17 protein-coding genes and 1 tRNA gene are annotated in these 20,266 nt (G+C 39.1%); 9 read left to right on the forward strand and 9 right to left on the reverse strand.

The window, feature by feature from the left end:
* Positions 1-167: 167 nt before the first annotated feature.
* From FNH22_RS27445 to FNH22_RS27460, 4 genes are all read right to left on the reverse strand, one after another.
* Entirely contained in the window at positions 168-1,451 is a 1,284-nt protein-coding gene (locus tag FNH22_RS27445) for an adenylosuccinate synthase (protein WP_143401728.1), read from the reverse strand.
* Positions 1,452-1,454: 3 nt separating this feature from the next.
* Complete coding sequence (locus FNH22_RS27450; RefSeq protein ID WP_143401729.1) at positions 1,455-1,802, reverse strand: STAS domain-containing protein; 348 nt, start codon at positions 1,800-1,802, stop codon at positions 1,455-1,457.
* An 83-nt stretch (positions 1,803-1,885) separates the two neighbouring features.
* The gene (locus tag FNH22_RS27455; protein WP_143401730.1) at positions 1,886-2,359 is read right to left on the reverse strand and encodes a Fur family transcriptional regulator; all 474 of its coding nucleotides are present in this window, start codon (positions 2,357-2,359) and stop codon (positions 1,886-1,888) included.
* 59 nt (positions 2,360-2,418) lie between these two features.
* Positions 2,419-4,629, reverse strand: coding sequence for a bifunctional (p)ppGpp synthetase/guanosine-3',5'-bis(diphosphate) 3'-pyrophosphohydrolase (locus tag FNH22_RS27460; protein ID WP_143401773.1), 2,211 nt, complete (start codon positions 4,627-4,629; stop codon positions 2,419-2,421).
* 88 nt (positions 4,630-4,717) lie between these two features.
* Between FNH22_RS27460 and FNH22_RS27465 the strand changes: the two genes are divergently transcribed.
* The 7 genes from FNH22_RS27465 to FNH22_RS27495 all read left to right on the forward strand — a co-directional run bounded on the left by FNH22_RS27465 (position 4,718) and on the right by FNH22_RS27495 (position 10,127).
* Positions 4,718-4,799: transfer RNA gene (locus FNH22_RS27465), tRNA-Leu, on the forward strand.
* Between the two features lie 95 nt (positions 4,800-4,894).
* Complete coding sequence (locus FNH22_RS27470; RefSeq protein ID WP_143401731.1) at positions 4,895-6,226, forward strand: trigger factor; 1,332 nt, start codon at positions 4,895-4,897, stop codon at positions 6,224-6,226.
* Between the two features lie 135 nt (positions 6,227-6,361).
* The gene (locus FNH22_RS27475) at positions 6,362-7,030 is read left to right on the forward strand and encodes a ClpP family protease (RefSeq protein WP_143401732.1); all 669 of its coding nucleotides are present in this window, start codon (positions 6,362-6,364) and stop codon (positions 7,028-7,030) included.
* Positions 7,031-7,036: 6 nt separating this feature from the next.
* Entirely contained in the window at positions 7,037-8,272 is a 1,236-nt protein-coding gene (clpX, locus tag FNH22_RS27480) for an ATP-dependent Clp protease ATP-binding subunit ClpX (RefSeq protein ID WP_143401733.1), read from the forward strand.
* Positions 8,273-8,460: 188 nt separating this feature from the next.
* Positions 8,461-8,850, forward strand: a complete 390-nt coding sequence (locus FNH22_RS27485) for a DUF3127 domain-containing protein (RefSeq protein WP_143401734.1) — start codon at positions 8,461-8,463, stop codon at positions 8,848-8,850.
* Positions 8,851-9,288 (forward strand): hypothetical protein, encoded by a 438-nt coding sequence (locus FNH22_RS27490; RefSeq protein ID WP_143401735.1) that lies wholly within the window; start codon positions 8,851-8,853, stop codon positions 9,286-9,288.
* 89 nt (positions 9,289-9,377) lie between these two features.
* Entirely contained in the window at positions 9,378-10,127 is a 750-nt protein-coding gene (locus tag FNH22_RS27495; protein WP_143401736.1) for a head GIN domain-containing protein, read from the forward strand.
* A 1-nt stretch (position 10,128) separates the two neighbouring features.
* On the opposite strand, the gene FNH22_RS27500 is transcribed toward FNH22_RS27495, so the two are convergent.
* The 5 genes from FNH22_RS27500 to FNH22_RS27520 form a co-directional block, all read right to left on the reverse strand.
* The gene (locus FNH22_RS27500; protein WP_143401737.1) at positions 10,129-11,373 is read right to left on the reverse strand and encodes a metallophosphoesterase; all 1,245 of its coding nucleotides are present in this window, start codon (positions 11,371-11,373) and stop codon (positions 10,129-10,131) included.
* A gap of 168 nt (positions 11,374-11,541) precedes the next feature.
* Positions 11,542-15,072, reverse strand: coding sequence for an efflux RND transporter permease subunit (locus FNH22_RS27505; RefSeq protein WP_143401738.1), 3,531 nt, complete (start codon positions 15,070-15,072; stop codon positions 11,542-11,544).
* Positions 15,073-15,078: 6 nt separating this feature from the next.
* Positions 15,079-16,254, reverse strand: coding sequence for an efflux RND transporter periplasmic adaptor subunit (locus tag FNH22_RS27510; RefSeq protein WP_143401739.1), 1,176 nt, complete (start codon positions 16,252-16,254; stop codon positions 15,079-15,081).
* A 28-nt stretch (positions 16,255-16,282) separates the two neighbouring features.
* Positions 16,283-17,629, reverse strand: coding sequence for a TolC family protein (locus tag FNH22_RS27515; RefSeq protein WP_143401740.1), 1,347 nt, complete (start codon positions 17,627-17,629; stop codon positions 16,283-16,285).
* Positions 17,619-18,260 carry a TetR/AcrR family transcriptional regulator gene (locus tag FNH22_RS27520; protein WP_143401741.1) on the reverse strand — a complete coding sequence of 214 codons (642 nt, stop codon included), beginning with the start codon at positions 18,258-18,260 and terminating at the stop codon, positions 17,619-17,621. Before FNH22_RS27520 ends, FNH22_RS27515 begins: the two co-directional genes overlap by 11 nt.
* Before the next feature lie 213 nt (positions 18,261-18,473).
* Here FNH22_RS27520 and FNH22_RS27525 point away from each other — a divergent pair, with 213 nt between their 5' ends.
* Both FNH22_RS27525 and FNH22_RS27530 read left to right on the forward strand, forming a co-directional pair.
* Positions 18,474-19,394, forward strand: coding sequence for a mechanosensitive ion channel family protein (locus FNH22_RS27525; protein WP_143401742.1), 921 nt, complete (start codon positions 18,474-18,476; stop codon positions 19,392-19,394).
* Positions 19,395-19,475: 81 nt separating this feature from the next.
* Entirely contained in the window at positions 19,476-20,204 is a 729-nt protein-coding gene (locus FNH22_RS27530) for an alpha/beta hydrolase (protein ID WP_255518174.1), read from the forward strand.
* The last annotated feature ends 62 nt before the right edge of the window (positions 20,205-20,266 follow it).

The following is a 20,266-nucleotide window of genomic DNA, read 5'->3' on the forward strand; positions in this document are numbered from 1 at the left end:
TTATTTCTAACACCGCAACTTTTTGAAGAAAAAATAAGAAAAAAATTTCCCCGATCTAAAACTCCTCAATACATCAAATTAAATCCTCCTAACAACCTTCGTCTCGTAGAGGGCTGCAAATATAAATAACATATTTTAACAGACAAGATGATAAAGAGAAAAATATCTCAGGCAAGTACTTTATTTCTCCAAATAGTCTCTGTACGGTCGGGACCAATGGAAACTATATTCACGGGTACATTTAAATTGACCTCCAGAAAGTCTATATAATTCCTAAGCTCCACAGGGAGATCATCGTATTCATTTATCCCATCCAACGAGGTATTCCACCCTTTAAGCACTTCATAAACAGGCTCCAGATTTTCATCAACCACTTCGTATGGAAATATATCAATTTCACTGCCATCGGTTTTACGATATCCGGTACACACCTTTATATCTTCAAATATGCTCAACACATCTGCCTTCATCATAAATAATTGAGTAACACCATTGATCATGATAGCATATTTCAACGCCGGAAGGTCCAGCCAACCACACCTTCGGGGTCGTCCTGTAGTTGCTCCGAATTCCCGCCCTTCCTTTTGCATTCTTTCACCATCTTCATCAAATAATTCTGTTGGAAATGGCCCACTACCTACCCGGGTACAATAAGCCTTAAAAATACCAAAGACCTCCCCGATCTTATTAGGAGCTATTCCCAGGCCACTACAAGCACCTGATGATGTAGTATTGGAACTGGTAACAAAAGGGTAACTTCCAAAATCAACGTCAAGAAGCGATCCTTGTGCACCTTCTGCCAATATTGGAGCATTAGACTGTATTGCCTCATTAATGAAATACTCACTTTCAATTAAAGGAAACTGCTTCAAAAACTGTATAGCTTTAAAAAACTCGTTTTCATATTCCGTCAAATCCAACTCCATCTCATGCGTTTTTAAAATGGTCATATGTTTTTTTGCCAACCGATCATATTTTTCCTTGAAATGGTCTGATAAAATATCCCCTACCCTGAGACCTAGCCTGGCAATCTTATCCTGGTAAGTAGGCCCTATGCCTTTCAATGTAGAGCCTATTTTGTTATCACCCTTGGATTTTTCGTAGGCCTGATCTAATAGCCTATGTGTTGGTAAGATCAATTGTGTTTTTTTCGAAATGAAAAGATTTTTCTTTGCATCCAACTCAAACTTACTCAGCGCTTCAATCTCTTTACGAAAGATAACAGGGTCTAATACAACTCCATTACCTATAACGTTTTTAATATCATGCCTGAAGATTCCTGAGGGTATTTGATGTAACACATGTTTGATACCATCAAACTCCAATGTATGGCCGGCATTAGGTCCCCCCTGGAACCTCGCCACCATATCGTATTTCGGGGCAAGAAAATCTACTATTTTTCCTTTTCCTTCATCTCCCCATTGAAGACCTAGTAACAAATCTACTTTCATACTTCAAAGACTATTTTTAAGAATATCCAGCGCGTCTTCTTTTGAATTGGTGACATTGAAGATCGCGTTCAACTTGGTTATGATCAATAACTTTTTTACATTCTCGGAAGGATTGAGCAAACACACCTCCCCTCCCTTATTCCTGAATTTAGTAAGCACCGTGATCAAAACGCCAATGCCACTACTATTAATATAGCGTAAACCGGAAATATCCACTAAGCAAAGTTTAATATTATCCTTTATGTAATTATTTACCAGTTCTATAATATCAAGGCCATTGCTTTCCCCTATTAAATCGCCACTAAGGCCAAGTTCTAAAATCTGATCGTTTAGTTGATGGCTGAATTTCATGTATCTATGTTTTTTTCCGGCAGCATTATGACGTAATTATTGATGTCATTTGCATGTCATATAGGCTTCCGATGTTATCTTAATTATGAGTTTTTGTTGTTTTCTGTTCTTAACTGGCAATCTCTGCATATGCCATATAAATTCAATGAATGATGTAGGATCTCGAAATTAAGTAATTCCCCCACCATAGTCTGAATATTATGGATACGCGGGTCACAAAATTCCACCACCTTATGACATTCCGTGCAAATTAAGTGATCATGCTGCTTATACCCATATGACTTTTCATATTGAGCCAGGTTTCTGCCAAACTGATGTTTACTCACCAGGTCACACTCCACTAGCAGGTCAAGTGTATTGTAGACCGTAGCACGGCTCACACGATAGTTTTTATTTTTCATACTAATGTAGAGGGACTCTACATCAAAGTGACCTTCTCTGGTATAGATCTCTTCCAATATCGCATACCTTTCAGGGGTCTTCCTCAGACTTTTGTTTTCAAGATAGGCTGTGAAAATCTTCTTTACTTCCTGATATACCTTCTCGTTCAGTGCCATTCTATACTTTTAAAGGATGCAAATATATAATTTCTTATAATTATGCTTCAGTACTGCAATCATTCATTGGATTCAAAGCGTGAAACCTTGACTACTCCGTCTACCTTTTCTAACCTGGTAATCAACAAATCCAAGTGAATGGTATCGTGGACGTAAAGCATTATCTCTCCCTCAAATATACCTGAGTCTGTATCTATAGACATTGACCTCATATTTACTTTAAGCTCTTCGGAGATAATAGAGGTAACATCATTGATCAATCCCACTCTATCCGTACCTATAATTTTTAACCCTACCAGGAATGAAGATTGATGCTGAGAGGCCCACTTCGCTTTTACTACGCGATGGCCATGGTTTGATAGTAGTTCCGGCGCATTGGGGCAGCTTACGCGATGTACTTTTATCCCTTCCGTTACGGTTACAAATCCAAAAACATTATCGCCAGGTATCGGATTACAGCATTTAGCAAGCTTATAATCAATAACGTCCATGTCTTCTCCTATTAATAGAACATCATGTGATTTAGCCTTTACCAGCTCATTTTCAAAAGTTTTGGCATCCGGGACAGCATTGGGCGGCTTACTCTTTACTACTGCAGCAGGTTTAAAATCTCTAAATTCCTTGATTTGCCTACCATCAATAATTCCCTTTCCAACTTTAAAGAATAACTCAAACTGATTGTTGACGCTAAAATAGGCCCGCATACGATCAAAAGTATCATTGTTAGGTTCAAGCTTTAAGTGACGGAGTTTGCGATATACTATTTCCTTGCCTTCATCTACATAGAATTTTTTATTCTCCTTGAGTTCATCTTTGATCTTAGACCTTGCCTTCGATGTCACTACGAATCGAAGCCAGTCGTCACTGGGTTTTTGCTTCGAGGAGGTTAGTATCTCAACCTGATCACCATTTTTCAGCTTATAATTAATAGGCACTAACTTCTGATTGATTTTAGCACCTATACATTTAGCCCCTACCTCAGTATGTATATCAAAGGCAAAATCCAATGCTGTGGCACCATGAGGTAAGGTCTTTAGGTCTCCTGTCGGTGTAAAGACAAACACCTCTTCATTAAACAGGTTCCCCCGGAAATCGTCCACAAATTCGAGTGCTGAAGAATCATTTTGCTCCAACATATCCCGGACTTTTGCTATCCATTGTTCCAAGCCTGATTCTTGTGAGGCATCATCTTTATACTTCCAATGTGCTGCATATCCTTTTTCAGCGATCTCATCCATACGTTTTGTTCGTATTTGGACCTCTACCCACTGTCCGTTCTTGGCCATTACCGTAGTGTGTAAAGATTCATATCCATTGGCTTTTGGAGTACTTATCCAATCCCTTAAACGATCAGGGTTAGGTTTGTAAAAGTCTGTAACTATACTGTAAACCTGCCAGCAATCCGCTTTTTCATTCTCCAATGAAGTATCCAGGATAATCCTGATCGCAAACAGATCATAAACCTCTTCAAATGGGATGTTCTGTTTTTTCATTTTATTCCAAACGGAATGAACAGATTTCGGTCTCCCTTTTATTATGTATTTAAAATCATGATTGTTTAGTTCGCGTTGAATGGGACGTATAAAACTTTTAATGAATTTGTCACGTGTCTCTTTTGCAGCGTCCATTTTACCTACAAGTTCATCGTAGGTTTCGGATTCTGTATAACGCAGGTAAAGGTCTTCTAACTCCGACTTAATGCCATAAAGTCCCAGACGATGCGCCAATGGGGCATAAAGGAATATTGTTTCCGAAGCAATCTTATATTGCTTATTCACCGGCATGCTTTCCAAGGTGCGCATGTTGTGCAATCTGTCAGCCAACTTGACTAATATTACTCTAACATCTTCAGAAAGTGTGAGGAGCATCTTCCTGAAGTTCTCTGCTTGCTGAGAACTGCCATGTTCAAATACTCCTGATATTTTGGTAAGTCCATCTATTATACGGGCTATTTTTTTACCAAAACCCCTTTCGATATCCTGGATAGTCCAGTCTGTGTCTTCTACAATATCGTGCAATAGTGCAGACACTATGGAGGTTGTGCCTAAGCCAATTTCATCTACACATATTCGTGCCACGGACAACGGATGGAATATATAAGGCTCTCCGGATTTTCTCCTGGTCCCTTTATGTGCTTCAAGTGCCGCATTAAATGCTTTTCTAATCAACTTACCATCATCGTCCTTTAAAATAGGCTTCGATCTTCTCAACAATTGCCGGTACTTACGTACAATCTCTCTGTTTTCCTCCTCAACGTCAACTGCGATCATAGTACTCATACATGTTTTTCAAAAAATCACCGATTAAAATCTTTGCCTAAATTAAAAACTATATTACATTTGCACTCCATTTTAAAAAGCGGATGTGGCGAAATTGGTAGACGCACTAGACTTAGGATCTAGCGGAGCGATCCATGGGGGTTCGAGTCCCTCCATCCGCACATAAAAAAAACCTTCGATCGCGATTTTCCAACATTAAATGTAGGGTCGAGATTGAGGGTTTTTGTCATTAATTAACCATTAAAATTATAACGCTTTGGATATTTCATTAGACAAAAAAACTTCCACAGAAGCTTCAATTAAAGTTAAGTTAAAGGAAAGTGATTATCAACCTAATGTAACAGAAAAAGTAAAGGAGTATGCCCGAAAAGCCAACATTAAGGGATTCAGACCAGGCAAAGTACCGGCATCACTTATCAAAAAAATGTATGGCAAATCCATTATGGTTGAGGAAGTTAACAACCTGCTTTCCAAATCATTAACTGACTATATCAAGGGAGAGAACATTCAAATTATTGGAGAACCTTTGCCGGATCAGGACAAGGCGGCTAACATAGATTGGGAGAATCAAAAAGAATTCGAATTTGATTATGACATAGGTTTGGTAGATGATTTTAAATACGATATTTCTAACAAACAAAAAGTAAAGTCTTATCAGATCGAATTAGATGATAAGACCATGGAAGAAACCCTGACTAATATCAAAAAGCAATTTGGCGAGGTTACTAATCCTGATGAGGCTGAAGAGGGAGATGGTTTTTTTGGCGAGATCAAGGAAAATGAAGGAGACCTGACAAACCAGGCACTGATCAACTGGGAAGACCTGGCTAAGAAAGAGCAGAAGAATTTCTTAAAGCTAAAACCCAGTGATTCGATAGAATTGGATCCAAAAAAATCCTTTAAAGATGAACACACGGTTTCACATATTCTTAATGTCAGCCGTGAAAAAGCCACAGAACTTAATTCAAAACTTACATTTACCGTTAAGAATATTAACCGCACAACACCAGCCGAATTAAATCAGGAACTGTTCGACAAGGTGTTTGGAAAAGATGCGATAAAAACTGAGGAAGAATTCCTAAACAAAGTAAGGGAAACCGTTGAAGGGAACTATAGCAAAGAAACTGATTACTTTTTAGACCAGAGCGTAAAAGACCTTTTGATTGAAAAAACCAAAATCGAAATCCCTACCGAATTCCTAAAAAAATGGTTACTGATAAGTAATGAAGGAAAAGTGACTATTGAGGACATAGAAAAGGAATTTGATGAATACGTCAAGTCGTTGAAATGGGACTTGATTAAGAACAAAATAGCGCAGGATGTAGAGATTAAGGTAGAAAATGAAGAGGTGGTGGACAAAGCTAAATCACTCATTCTTCAACAACTGGGAGGCGCCGGAGCAGCAGAACAGTTGAAAGATCATATGGATGGTTTTGCTGATAATTATTTGAAAGCTGAAAATGGTCAAAACTATATGAAGCTTTACAGTGAAGTTAGGGATGAAAAAATACTCGATCATATTAAGGAAAGCGTTACCATTAGCGAAAAGAAAGTAGGGCTTGAAGAGTTTAAAAAAATAGTAGCGTAATTAACGCTTTGAAGTGAATAAATAAAGGCCTTATCCAATACTGTATGGATAAGGCTTTTTTCTTTCATCAAAGACCTTTTTAGTCAAAATCTTGTTATTATTGAGTAGTGTAGAAGATCAACTTATAGAAATAAAATGCTAAATACCGAAGAATTCAGAAAGTTTGCAGTTAAAGATCAAGGCATCAGTGGAACCACCGTGGATGATTATAACAAAGCGGTACAAAATATGACTCAGTATGTCATCGAAGAAAGACCTGGCAACTTCAGGGCGATTGACGTTTTCACCCGTTTGATATCTGATCGGATCATTTTCCTGGGAATGGGAATTGATGATCAGATTGCCAATATCATTACTGCTCAACTGCTTTTTCTGGAATCCAGCGACCCCAAGAAAGACATAATCATGTACATCAACAGTCCAGGCGGTTCTGTTTACGCAGGACTAGGTATGTATGATACTATGCAGTATGTACATCCTGAGGTAGCCACTATCTGCACAGGCATGGCAGCCTCTATGGGGGCTGTTCTAATGAGCGCCGGTGCTAAAGGAAAGAGGGCGGCTCTACCACATTCCAGAATTATGATCCATCAGCCTAGCGGTGGTATGCAAGGTCAATCCAGAGATATGGAGATTACCTTAAAGCAAATGCAGGAATTAAGAAGGGACCTCTACCAGATTCTGTCAGATAATACGGGTCAGAAATACGAGAAAATTGAAGAGGATTCTGACAGGGACTATTGGATGAGAGCGACGGAAGCCAAGGAATACGGGCTTATCGACGAAGTTTTAGAAAGAAAATAATTAGCAATGGCTGAAGTTACTTGCTCCTTTTGCGGGAGAAACAAAAAAGACGTCGACCTGATGATATCGGGAATACATGCTCATATCTGTGATAAATGCATCACGCAGGCCAGTCAAATACTTTCGGAGGAGAAAAAGTCCACCACCACTCAGGGAGGAATGCCGAATTTCAATCTGGTGAAGCCGAAAGAAATGAAAAAGTTTCTTGATGAATTCGTAATAGGACAAGACGAAGCAAAAAAAGTCATTGCCGTGGCTGTTTATAACCATTATAAACGACTCATGCAGAAACCTTCCGATGATGAAATTACGATTGAAAAGTCTAACATCATTATGGCAGGTGAAACAGGTACAGGCAAAACATACCTCGCCCGGACAATGGCTAAAATACTGCAAGTACCTTTCTGCATAGCGGATGCCACTGTACTCACAGAGGCAGGGTATGTGGGTGAAGATGTTGAAAGTATACTCACTCGCTTACTACAGGCCGCAGATTATGAAGTGGATGCTGCTCAAAGAGGCATTGTATATATCGACGAGCTGGATAAAATTGCCAGAAAATCGGACAATCCTTCCATCACACGGGATGTAAGTGGAGAAGGTGTACAACAGGCGTTGTTAAAGTTACTTGAGGGTACGGTGGTTAATGTACCACCCCAGGGTGGTCGCAAGCACCCGGACCAAAAAATGATCTCCGTAAATACGGAGAATATTCTTTTTATATGCGGGGGTGCTTTTGATGGCATATCCAGGCATATAGCAAAACGTATTAATGCCCGCCCTCTTGGTTTCGCTTCGGCAAGTGATGCCATTAATCCTCTTGACGTTGAAACAGACAATTTGCTGCAATATGTGACTGCACAAGATTTGAAGAGTTTTGGGCTTATTCCTGAGTTAATTGGTCGACTTCCGGTACTTACTTATTTAAACCCACTGGATGGTGCAGCTCTAAAAGAAATACTCACCAAGCCAAAAAATGCTTTGATGAAGCAATACACAAAGCTGTTTGAAATGGAAGATATAAAAATAGAGTTCAAAGAAGGTGCCCTTGATTTTATAGTGGAAAAAGCTGTTGAATATAAACTTGGTGCCAGAGGACTGAGATCTATTTGTGAAGCTATTGTAAATGACGCTATGTTTGAAATGCCTTCCAATGAAAATGCTCAACGACTGGTCATCAACCGTTCATATGCAGAAGAGAAATTTAGTAAATCAAAGTACAGTAAACTAAAAGTGGCGTAGGTCAGGTAAATTTAAACTTCTATTATTCTTTTAAAATCAGCCTCCATTTAGGCTAAGAATAAATCCGACTCCATGCATGCAGTAGATCAGATAAATGCATCTTCATTACTGGCAATTGTTATTGGGGCTATTATTTTTGTGGTTGTATTCACTGCAATTTTTAGGAAGAAGAGGAAATAATAATAACTATGAACATCAAAGGCAAAATAATCGAATTAAGCAGCACTCAACAAGTTACTAAGACATTTAAGAAAAGGGAGTTTGTTATCGAATATGCTGAAAACCCACAATACCCTGAATTTGTAAAGTTTGAAACGATACAGGAAAAATGTGATTTACTGGATAAGCATAAAGTAGGTGATGAAGTTGATGTTCATTTCAATCTAAAGGGACGTAAGTGGACTGATCCCAAAGGGGAGGTGAAATATTTTAACTCTTTACAAGCCTGGAGACTGGAAGCTGGCGGCGCTCCATCGGCGGCGGATGGAACTGTGTCACCAACGGCAGATACTGGTATGGAAAATATGGAAGAACCAGGGTGGATCACAGATAATGAAGAAGATGACCTTCCATTCTAAATGAAAGTTCTTTACATTTTCGTCATATGTAGTATATTATTCACCGATAAAACACGCCATATTGACTATAATGGCAAAAAGGTAAAGACTACTTACAACGCTCCATCAGAATTTTATGGTATCTACAAAGGAAAAAAAGAAGGTTATTTAAAACTTAACGAAGACGGTTCCGGCGAATACAAGTACGATGTCTTCGGATTTGCACCAGCCTCCTGTAAGCCTTCAGCAATAGCAATAGAATGGGGATTCTTGGTAGATGAAAAAGACTCACTAGTCTCATTTACACGCGAATATGGATTATCCTATCCCATATTGATGAAGTGTACAGGAGATATCCGGTTTCAAGGTTGCCGCAAAGAGGTCATGCTCGATTTCATAATGAAATACAATAAAGGTGGATTAGGTGTCTCTTCTTCTGACGACTGGATTAAAAATTAAACGGCTTTATCCGTTAACTCATAGAATAATCGTTTACACGGGATTACAGATTCGCTAATATTACTGGTTTAATTACTTATGTTCGTATTATGAAAAATATTGCCTTTGTTACCACACTGTTTGTTTGTTTTACCCTCTTCACTTCAGCACTGTCCTATTCCTATGGACCGGAAGTAACCAATAAAACATTAGAATTGCCTCCTTTCCATAGTGTATATGTAAACTCTGCATACACTGTATATATAAAACAAAGTAATAAACAAGAGGTAAAGGTAGAGGCACTGACCGAAATATTCGAAATTAGTGAGTTTAAGGTAGAAGATGGCATTCTTCACATTAATATTAAACGAAAAAAAGAGGTAGCTAATAAGAGTTTGTGGTCAAAAATTGACGATATTAAGATATCCCCCACACTAAATGTCCGGATATCTATGAAAGACGTAAAGGAATTAAAGCTCAATGGCAGTGGTAAAATCATTGGTGAGAATTCCATTGCCTCCAGTGAATTGGATCTGGGTGTATCCGGAGCAGGAAACATGGAGCTTGATATCAAAGGCAAGGATGTAAAGACTCAGATATCGGGTTCAGGCAGTATCGTTTTAAAAGGCTATGCTTCTGAAAATGAGATAAACTTAAGTGGTGCAGGCTCACTCAATGCTTTTAGCTGCGAACTGGAAACAGCTGAAGTTTTGGTGAGCGGTGATGGCGCTTGTGAAATTAACGTAAGTGATAAACTTGAAGCCACGGTATATGGTAGCGGATCAGTCAAGCATAAAGGTGCTACCAAAAATGTAGTCAAGAAAGAATACGGACGCGGAGAAGTGGCCAGAGCGTACTAGATCAAGCCCTTTCCAACTCAACAATTGTAATTTCAGGCGGCATGCCTACACGACCAGGGTATCCAATATAACCAAAACCCCGGTTGACGTAGAGATATTGATTATTTTCCTGATATAATCCTGCCCATTGCTTATAGATATATTGCGATGGACTCCACTGAAAATCTCCTAATTCCACACCGAACTGAAATCCGTGTGTGTGACCTGCAAACATTATGTCTATGTCCGGATAATTGGTACGAACTTTAGCATCCCAATGACTGGGATCATGAGAAAGTAACAATTTCACAGCTGCTTCATCAGTACCCCGATACGCCTTATCCAGGTCACCATATTTCGTAAATCGCCCGGCTCCCCAGTTTTCATTACCCAAAATAGCTATCTTCTCTCCTCCTAATTCAATAAAACGATGTTCGTTCATCAACAAATCGTATCCCATAAGTTTATGGGCCTCTTTCAGGTTTTCAAAGTTTCGAGACTTAGCAGTGGCCGAAGACCATGACTTGTAATCACCATAGTCATGATTGCCGGTAGTCGAAAAAACACCTAACGGGGCTTTTACTTTATTAAAAATATTGATGTAATCTTCAACCTCTTTACTTTCATTATTCACCAGGTCCCCTGTAAAAAAAACTATATCAGCCTTTTCATTCATTAGCATTTCCACACCACCTTGTACTGCTGTTTTATTGAAAAAACTCCCTGAATGAATATCTGACAACTGAGCAATCTTAATACCGTCGAATTCCTTTGGTAAATTTGGCAGTTTGATCTTTTTTCGCCTGATTCGATAATCATGCGCACCTGAAATAATGCCATAGCTCATCGCCAAAAGGGGTGCGGCCCCGGCAATTAATGCTACTTTAGCCAGGAACTCAGAACGTGGTATAGCATTGCCCTGTCCTGAAGGAGCTGGGTTTTGGAATAAGTTGATGGCCCAACGTCCTAACCGGGTAACATCTTCTACCAATAGAAATATAATACCAAATACTTTTGAAAAGTAGTTAATAAAGATACCGGTAAAAACGAGGTTGCGTGACTTACCTTCGAACAAGTCAGGATTACCAAAGTTATACATTAAGATAATGCCAAAAGTTATAATAGTAAGCCCCCAGTAAATGGACCGGACAATTCGTATCGAAGTAGTTCCGGAGCTTTTCATCAGGAGAGATATCGCCTGATATATATACCAGTCCACAAAAAACAGGACCACTAAAAGCACAGTGACCGTGAACATTTTATTCATTGTAGTATGATCTTTATTAATCTAAGAACGCCTTATAGAGAAGAGTGTTTTAACAACATAGTTCTGTTACGCATAGCACTTAATACCATCCGAAAATGATTAAATAACTTGGTTCATTAAGGGATGACCCAAGTTAAACAGGTCATCCCTTTAATCTCATTTTGGGTATTAATTTGTACTTAACGCAGGTTCCAATATCTCCTTTTCCTTTACCGGCTTTGGCGATGAGGCCGGAAGTCTTTTACTGTATATCCAAAACTTAAGTCGATAAACGATAGTGAAAAGAACAGGCACTATGATCAACGTGAGAAAAGTAGCTACGATCAATCCAAAGATCACTGTCCATGCGAGTGGCCCCCAAAAGATAACATTATCTCCGCCAATATAGATCTTAGGGTCGAACTCTGTAAACAATGAAAAGAAATCTATATTCAAGCCTATCGCCAATGGAATAAGCCCAAGTACTGTAGTTATGGCAGTAAGTATTACAGGTCGTAACCTTGCTTTTCCTCCTTTGATCACTGCCTCCGTTACATCACTTTTAGATAACATCTCTCTATCCGACAGCCCCAGTTTAACCTTTTTTCTATCAATCAGGAGTTGGGTATAGTCAAGAAGTACAACACCATTGTTCACTACAATACCAGCAAGTGAAATAATACCCATCATGGTCATAATAATAACAAATGACCATCCGGTAATCATCAGACCACCAAATACTCCAATAAAACTCAGGAATATGGCCAACATAATAATTACCGGCTTCGAAACGCCTCCAAACTGGAATACCAGAATAAGCATAATGAGTCCGAGTCCTGAGAAGAAGGCACTTACTAAAAATGACATTTCCTTTTCCTGTTCCTCAATCTGACCGGTAAAATCAATCTTTACCGTCTTTGGAAGTCCTTTAAAGTCCTGCATCTCTCTTTGAATTTGAGTAACAATAGCGCCGGCATCGGTAAAACCTGGTTGCAAACCTGAATATACTGTCACTACACGACGTGTATCTTTATGCTTGATAGCGCTGAATCCTGAAGTATTTTTTTGTGTCGCCACTGCTGCCACCGGTACTTCTTTGATTCTACCGGTAGATTGATCGCGAAAGGTAATATTCTGATTGAACAGTGCACTGGTATTGTATCTAAGGTCTTCGTTGAAGCGTATGTTAATGTCATAATCTTCCCCATCCTTTTTATAGATACCTGCTTTTTCACCAAATAATGAACGACGCAGCTGGTTCCCGACTTGCCCGGCACTAATACCAAGTTCTCCCGCTTTTTTACGGTCCACTTCCACCTGCATGGCAGGCTTACTTTTATTGACGTCAATTTTCAATTCTTCAATACCAGGAATGTTTTTTGTGTTTATGTAATTCCTCATACTCTCGGCAGTAGCAATAAGTTCATCATAACTATTACCCTCCAGCTCCATATTGATAGGATAACCCGCAGGAGGTCCTACTGCATCTTTTTCCACGGAAATGGCTACTCCAGGATAAACACCTTTCAGAGCGTTCTGTATCTCTTCCCGTAACTTTTCAGAATCTTTCCCTTTTCTATATCTGAACTCTCTCATAGAAGCCGTAATCTTTCCCCTGTGCGGCATCTCGGCAGCAGAACCTCCATCTGTTTGAGGGTTTCCCGCTCCCTCTCCTACCTGTGAAACAGATGATTCTACCAGGAAATTACGAGAGCCTTCCCGGAATTCGCTACGGTTAATGATAGCATAAACCCTGTCTTCTATGTCCTTTGTCATCTGGTTGGTCTTTTCGATTGCGGTCCCTTGTGGATACTCGATGTAGACAATGATTTGGTTAGGAGTGTTATCCGGGAAGAACTCAATTTTAGTCCTACCTGAACCTACCGATATCCCAAAAAGTACAAAAGCGGCCACCAGCATAAGTAAAGTACCCCCAAAATAGAGGTAAACATTTCTACCTCTTAATGCTTGTGTCAATTGCCTTTCATAAAGATTCTCAAAGCGTGTTAACGTTTTCCTCTGGAACCGGTTGGCCAGTTTCTTAATGACAAATTTATATATCCAGAACAAGACAGCCGTTACAACCATCAGGGCACCCAAACCACTGACAGATCCGCCAAAAAACAAAATGAATACTCCAAACCCAACAAGAATAATACTCAGCCTGATGAGTTGCTTCAATGTCAGTTCTTTGTCTCCTATCTCCATGAAGTTCGACACCAGCATTGAATTCATAAAAATGGCAACAAACAAGGACGAACCTAAAACCACGGATAGGGTAATTGGGAAATAGATCATGAACTGGCCCATTAACCCTGGCCACATACCTAATGGCACAAATGCCGCGACTGTAGTTAATGTTGAAATGATGATAGGGAAAGCTATTTCTCCAATTCCTTTTTTAGCCGCCTGAATTTTAGTGAGTCCCTCTTCCTCCATAAGTCGATATACATTCTCTACCACGACGATACCATTATCAACCAGCATACCTAGCCCCATAATTAACCCGAACAGTATCATGGTATTCATAGTATAACCCAGAGCAGATAACACCATGAATGACATAAACATCGACATTGGAATAGCAAAACCCACGAACAGGGCATTTCTGAACCCTAAGAAAAACATAAGTACTGTTACGACCAGAATGATACCAAAAATGATATTATTGACGAGATCATCTACCTGGTTCAATGTTCTGGAAGAAGAGTCATTAGAGATCGATATATCCAGATTGGGTGGAAAAACATCAGCCTGCGCATCTTTTATAATTTCCCGTATGCTGTTGGCCGCCTCGATCATATTTTTTCCTGCACGCTTTTTCACATCCAGCATTACCACGCTGTGCTCGAATTCTCTCGCATAAGTGGTTTTGTCTTCTTCTCCAAAACTGACGGTGGCTATATCTTTCAAATACACGGGAGAACCGTTTTCAGATTTTACCACAAAATCAATTAATTCATCCGGGTCTTCAATCTCGCCAAGAATACGTACCGTTCTCCGCTGCCCACTGACCTTGAGGTTTCCTGCTGACATTGTCGTGTTTCCATTGCTTATGGATTGTAACACATCATCGAAACTTACCTTGGCAGCCATCATTTTGTAAATGTCTACCGCTACTTCTACCTCTTTTTCCTGGGCTCCACGGATATCTACTTCTTTGATTTGTGGCAGATCCTCTATTTCATCTTCCAGATATTCTGCAAATTCCTTGAGTTTATCTACTGGATAGTCCCCGGAAATGTTGACATTCATAATGGGGAACTCCTCCGAAAGGTTTAAGTCAAAAACATTGGGTTCTACCTTGGCGCCATTAAAAAGAGGCCAATCTTCTCCCGCTTTTTCTTCATCTACTTCATCCTTCACTTTTTGCTTCGCTGCATCTACGGCAATATCCTCATCAAACTCTACGGTTATGATAGAATAGTCTTCCTGAGAAGTGGAAAGTATTTCCACAACATTACTCACGTTTTTAAGCTTATCCTCTAATGGATCGGTGATCAGCCGCTCAATATCCTCAGCTGTATTCCCTGGATAAGAGGTACTGATATAGATCTTGGTTTCTTTGATCTCCGGAAAATCTTCTCGCGGCATAGAGAAATAAGAAGATAAGCCTATGAGAAAAAAGATAGCTATCATAACATAAATAACCGATGGATTATCTATGGCCCAAGAAGATAACTTAAATTCCTTATTTACCTTTTTTTCTTGATTGTTCATGGACTATTACATTAGTATTTTTACTTGTTGGCCATCTTTCACACTTCTGGCCCCTTCCTGGATCACATTCTGACCACTTGTGATACCGGAAAGTACTTCTACGTAGTCACCCTGGGTTTTTCCAGTTGTTATAATGGTTTTGTTAGCTTCTGCAATGTTATCAGAGCTCACATTTGACGCTACAAAAGCATATTGTTCTCCTTCAGCATTTTCGGAAACAATACTTTGGGGTATCAAAATGGCCTGTTCATTTTTATAATCATTGATCTGTACTTTGGCAGTCAGGTTAGGTTTTATCTTCCCGCCTTTATTAGGAACAGGGATTTCCACTGTAAACGACCGGTTATCCGGGTTGATAAAATTACCGGTTTGTCTGACTTTGGATTCAACAGTTTCATTCAACACTGGGAAATGCACTTTAACATTTTTACCTGGTGTTACATTGACAATGTATGATTCCGGTACTGATACTTCGATATACATGTTAGAAAGGTTTACTATTCTAAACACTTCAGAACCTGGCCCACCAGGAGCAACTATGGTACCCTGGTCTTTAATGACGTCATCAATAATGCCATTAAACGGTGCACGAATGGAATACTTACCCAGCTGACTTTCCATTTGAGCAACAGCACTCTCCTGCGACTCATAGCGCGACTTAGCCTGCAAGTATTGTATTTCTGAACCTATTTTTTGTTCCCAAAGGCGTTTCTGCCTTTCATAGGTTGTTTTTTCTAAAGCCAGTTGGGTCTTAAATTGCTGTAATTGGCTAGACATACCCCCATCATCGATAGTACCTAACAATTGCCCTTTGCTCACTCTGTCCCCTTCATTCACATATACTTTGACTAAAGGACCAGCCATTTCCGGATATATCAGCACATTTTGTTTCGTAGTAACATCGCCTTGAAGCTCTACAAAGTGCTCAAACATTTGTGTTTTAGCTGTAAATGTGGTGACAAGTGGAAATTTTTTATTCCCATCATTTGCATTGATTACAGAATCCAATAAAGCTATATCCTGCTCTAATGCCTTCTGTTGTTTCGACATCTCACTCTTTTTAGACTGGATAGCTTTTATATCACCACTTGCGATAAGTTCTGAAATAGAGCCTTCATTTTTTTGCTCACATGCTGTTCCAAAAACGGCAATCAGAATAATTGCACTTAATGTTTTTTTCATGATTTAATTATTTCTAGGATGTTTGAGTTCATTTAAGGAGACGGCCATAGGCTTTGTCAAGATCAATTTTTGCCACCAGCGCGTCATAAAGTGAATTATAATAATTCGTTTGGGCTTCTTTGTAATCTGCATCTGCCTCAATTACTTCCAGGTTAGCGCCCACCCCCTCCTGGTACTTAATACGCGTTATATTATATATTTCTTCTGCCAGATCCGTGTTTTCTTTTTGTGCAGCCATATTATCCAGTGCGTTCTTCAAATTTGTTTTTGACTGTATGATTTCAAGGTCGATCGAATTTTCAAGCTGAGCAAAAGATTGGTCCAGCTGCTTCAGTTGTATCTTATTTCTCTGGATCTTGCTCTTTTTGAGAAATCCATCGAATATAGGAACACTCAATGTGGCACCAACAAACCCAAAATCAAGCCACCTGTTACCCTCAAACCATTGATTGGCTTGATCCGCCTGGGTATTATACCCTAAGTTGAGGTTTGCATATAAATTAGGTAAGTATTGGACCCTATTATTCTTGATATCCAGATTGGTAAGAGCCAAATTAGTCTGAAGTCGTGAATATTCAATACGTTCATTATAGTTGAATGTTTCATTATCTTCTTCATCAAATAACACCTCTTCCAACACATCTGTTAACGTTATCGTGGTTTTAATAGGCATACCCATTTGAAATTTTAAAAGATCATAAGAAACCTTCAATAATTCCCTGGTATTCGTTAGTCTGACTTTTGTGTTGTTATATTCCACCTGAATTCTGCTGACATCTATCTTTTCCACAAACCCGGTTTCAAACCTGGCTTTCGTTTCTCTCAGCAAAGTATCAAGGCGACTGAAGTTAACTTCAAGAAGATCATACTGCTCTTTGGTTACCAAAACATTGTAGTAAGCTTTAGACACTGCTTCAACTACGTCTATTTGCGTTTTGATATGGTCTTTACTGGATAATTCTCGAAAGGTACGGGCTGCTTGTAAGCCAACGAAAAAAGAACCATCAAAGATCAATTGTCTGACATTAAGGGCCATATTACCATCATACCGCCTTTGAAAGGTTATAGGTACTTCATTACCTTCCGGAACAGTCGGATCAAACGTACTGGCATCCAGAAGTTGCTTTTGAGGTTCAAAATTATGATTAAGTGTCACTTCTCCGGTTATCTGTGGTAAGCCTGAACTCAAAGTCTCCTTCACCTGAGTTTCGGCAATATCCTTTTCATAAGATGCATTAATCACGTTTTGATTATACTCAAGAGCATAGTTTATTGCTTCCTCCAGCGAAAAGGCCGTTTTGGCCCCCTGCTGCGCATATACTGATGCATGTAATAGCATCAGGCCTGTTATCAACAGTCGAATTCTAGTTTTCATGTGTTGTTGTAATGGTTTTGGAATTGTTTTCTTGTTCTAAATATTTATCTAGGAGTTTTTTGCCTTTTTCATTTACCAGACCATGGATAAAATGGTCGAAAAAATCTATCTGTACTTCTCTGAAATCAAATTTATCGGCCGGGAAGATCCGATCATCAAAAGCCATTTGTACCTGCTCTACTCTTAAAATGGCCATGACTTCAGGATCTACGTCCTTTCTAAACAGGCCTTGTTCCATGCCCCGTTTTACATTATCAGAGATTGAATTTTTAATAAAATCATTTTTAAAATTGAGCCAAACCTGCCACGCCTTAGGATGATATTTCTGCAAATCAAAAAGCAGTGAGTGGTTAATGTCTCTTAAATCCCTTCTCAGGCAAGTTGACAACATTGCCATTTCTTCAATAGCGTCATGAGCCTTACTTTCAATTTCCTGATACTCCTCTTTTTCCTTTTCCATATGCAGGCTCATCCCAATGGTGACCAGTTCATCTTTATCTTTATAATATTGATATACAGTTTTTTTTGACATTGATAAATGCCTTGCTATGTCATCCATGGAAACACTTCTGACTCCGTATTTGTGAAAAAGTTCACTGGCACCTTCTACAATCTTTCTCTTAATTTCCACCGGTTTATAGGTATTCTAATCCATCTTAAAAACTCTGGAAACTTTCAAATCACTCAAAGTTTCCAGAGTTCCTAACGAGTCTAATTTCTTTTTGTTCAGGGTTTAGCAGATTTTTATTAAAAAAATTTCAACATTTCTATTGCTTCATGTAAAATCATCATTCATTATTTCACACTATATTTGGCGCATTAGTACTTACCTGACTTACAAACGATGGAAGCAAGTATAGAACACTGGTTAGCAGAACAGCTTAATCTGGGACCTGTTGAAACAAAGCTGCTAATATCCCTGGGGATAATTATGATACTGTGGGGTTTCCGGTTTGTCACACTGCAACTGATCTTTGCCAAGATACAGGAGGCTAAAGTGCGCTACTATTGGCGTAATGGCATTAAATATTTTACCGTTGTAGTCGGTATAATTTTGATCAGCATTGTATGGATAAAGCAAATAGATTCACTAGCGACTTTTCTAGGTTTACTGACTGCGGGCCTGGCCATTGCGTTAAAAGACCCTATCACCAACTTTGCCGGTTGGCTTTTCATCTTACTGCGCCGGCCTTTTGATGTAGGTGACCGTATTCAAATAGGAACGCATGCAGGAGATGTCATAGACCTCCGCTTTTTTCAATTTACGATAAATGAAATAGGGAACTGGGTAGACGCCGAACAAAGTACCGGCCGCATCATTCATATTCCAAATGGAATGGTTTTCACTCAAAGTCAAACAAATTATGACCAGGGTTTTAGTCATATATGGAATGAAATAGGGGTGATGGTCACCTTTGAAAGTAATTGGAAAAAGGCAAAAGACATACTGGAAGATATCGTCTCCAAACACTGTGCTCACTTCACAGAAGAAGCTGAAAAAAAACTGTTGGATGCATCAAAAAAATACATGATATTTTACAACACCCTGGACCCGATAATTTATGTAACGGTAAAAGACAGTGGAGTAATGCTCACGATGCGTTACCTGTGTGTTCCGAACAAACGACGTGTCACAGAAGATGCTATATGGCAAAATGTCCTGGATGCCTTTGCAAGCAGAGATGATATAGATTTCGCTTATCCCACACAACGTATTTACTATAACCTTACTGAGGGGAAACCTGATGCCCGGGCTAAAATTTAATCCATGAAGGCTGACCGCCATTCTTTCCAAAATCATTTAGGTGTTCTAAGTTATAACGTATATCAAGGGGGTAAAAAGAAAATGCTAGCATTCCATGGTTTTGGTCAACGGTCTGAATCTATGAGTTCGATAATCAATGCCTTATCTTATAAATATACTATTTATGCCTTTGACCTTTTCTTCCATGGGGAAAGCACCTGGTCAGACGTGGAAAAACCCCTTTATCCGGAAGATTGGAGAGGATTTTTGAAAAGTATATTGGAAAAACATAAGATCGATACTTTCTCTATAATAGCATTTAGCATTGGCGCTAAATTTGCCCTAAGCACCTTAACCCTTTTCCCTGGTCGTATCCAAAAAATATTTTTGATAGCACCCGATGGTATCGGCATCAACTTTTGGTATAGCCTGGCGACTCGCTTTAGCTTAACCAGGAGTTATTTTAAAAGCATAGTGCGTAAACCAAATAGGCTCTCAAACCTATTATATATGCTCAAAGCAATGCGAATCATTGACAGATCACTCTTCCGTTTTGCTTCTCACTATATGAGTACAGAAGAAAGGCGCCAACAGGTATATCATGTATGGACAGTATTTCGGCATTTAAATGTTAGTAAGGCTGACATAACACTTCATTTAAATGATAATAATGTCATGTTGAGCATTTTCCTCGGAGCATATGATAAGGTAATTGTAAAAAGAAATATAACAAGCCTATTAAAAAGGATTAGGCTCCATCATTTGGAAATAATATGTTGCAAACATGGCCAACTACTGGAAAAGGCAACTGAGTTATTGGTCCATTCATGACCTGCTCAACTTCCTTTCAATTCATAGAACAGAAGGTTTTCCAGTTTAATTTACCTGAAGAC

The sequence above is a fragment of the Fulvivirga sp. M361 genome (assembly GCF_007097395.1).
Lineage (GTDB): Bacteria > Bacteroidota > Bacteroidia > Cytophagales > Cyclobacteriaceae > Fulvivirga.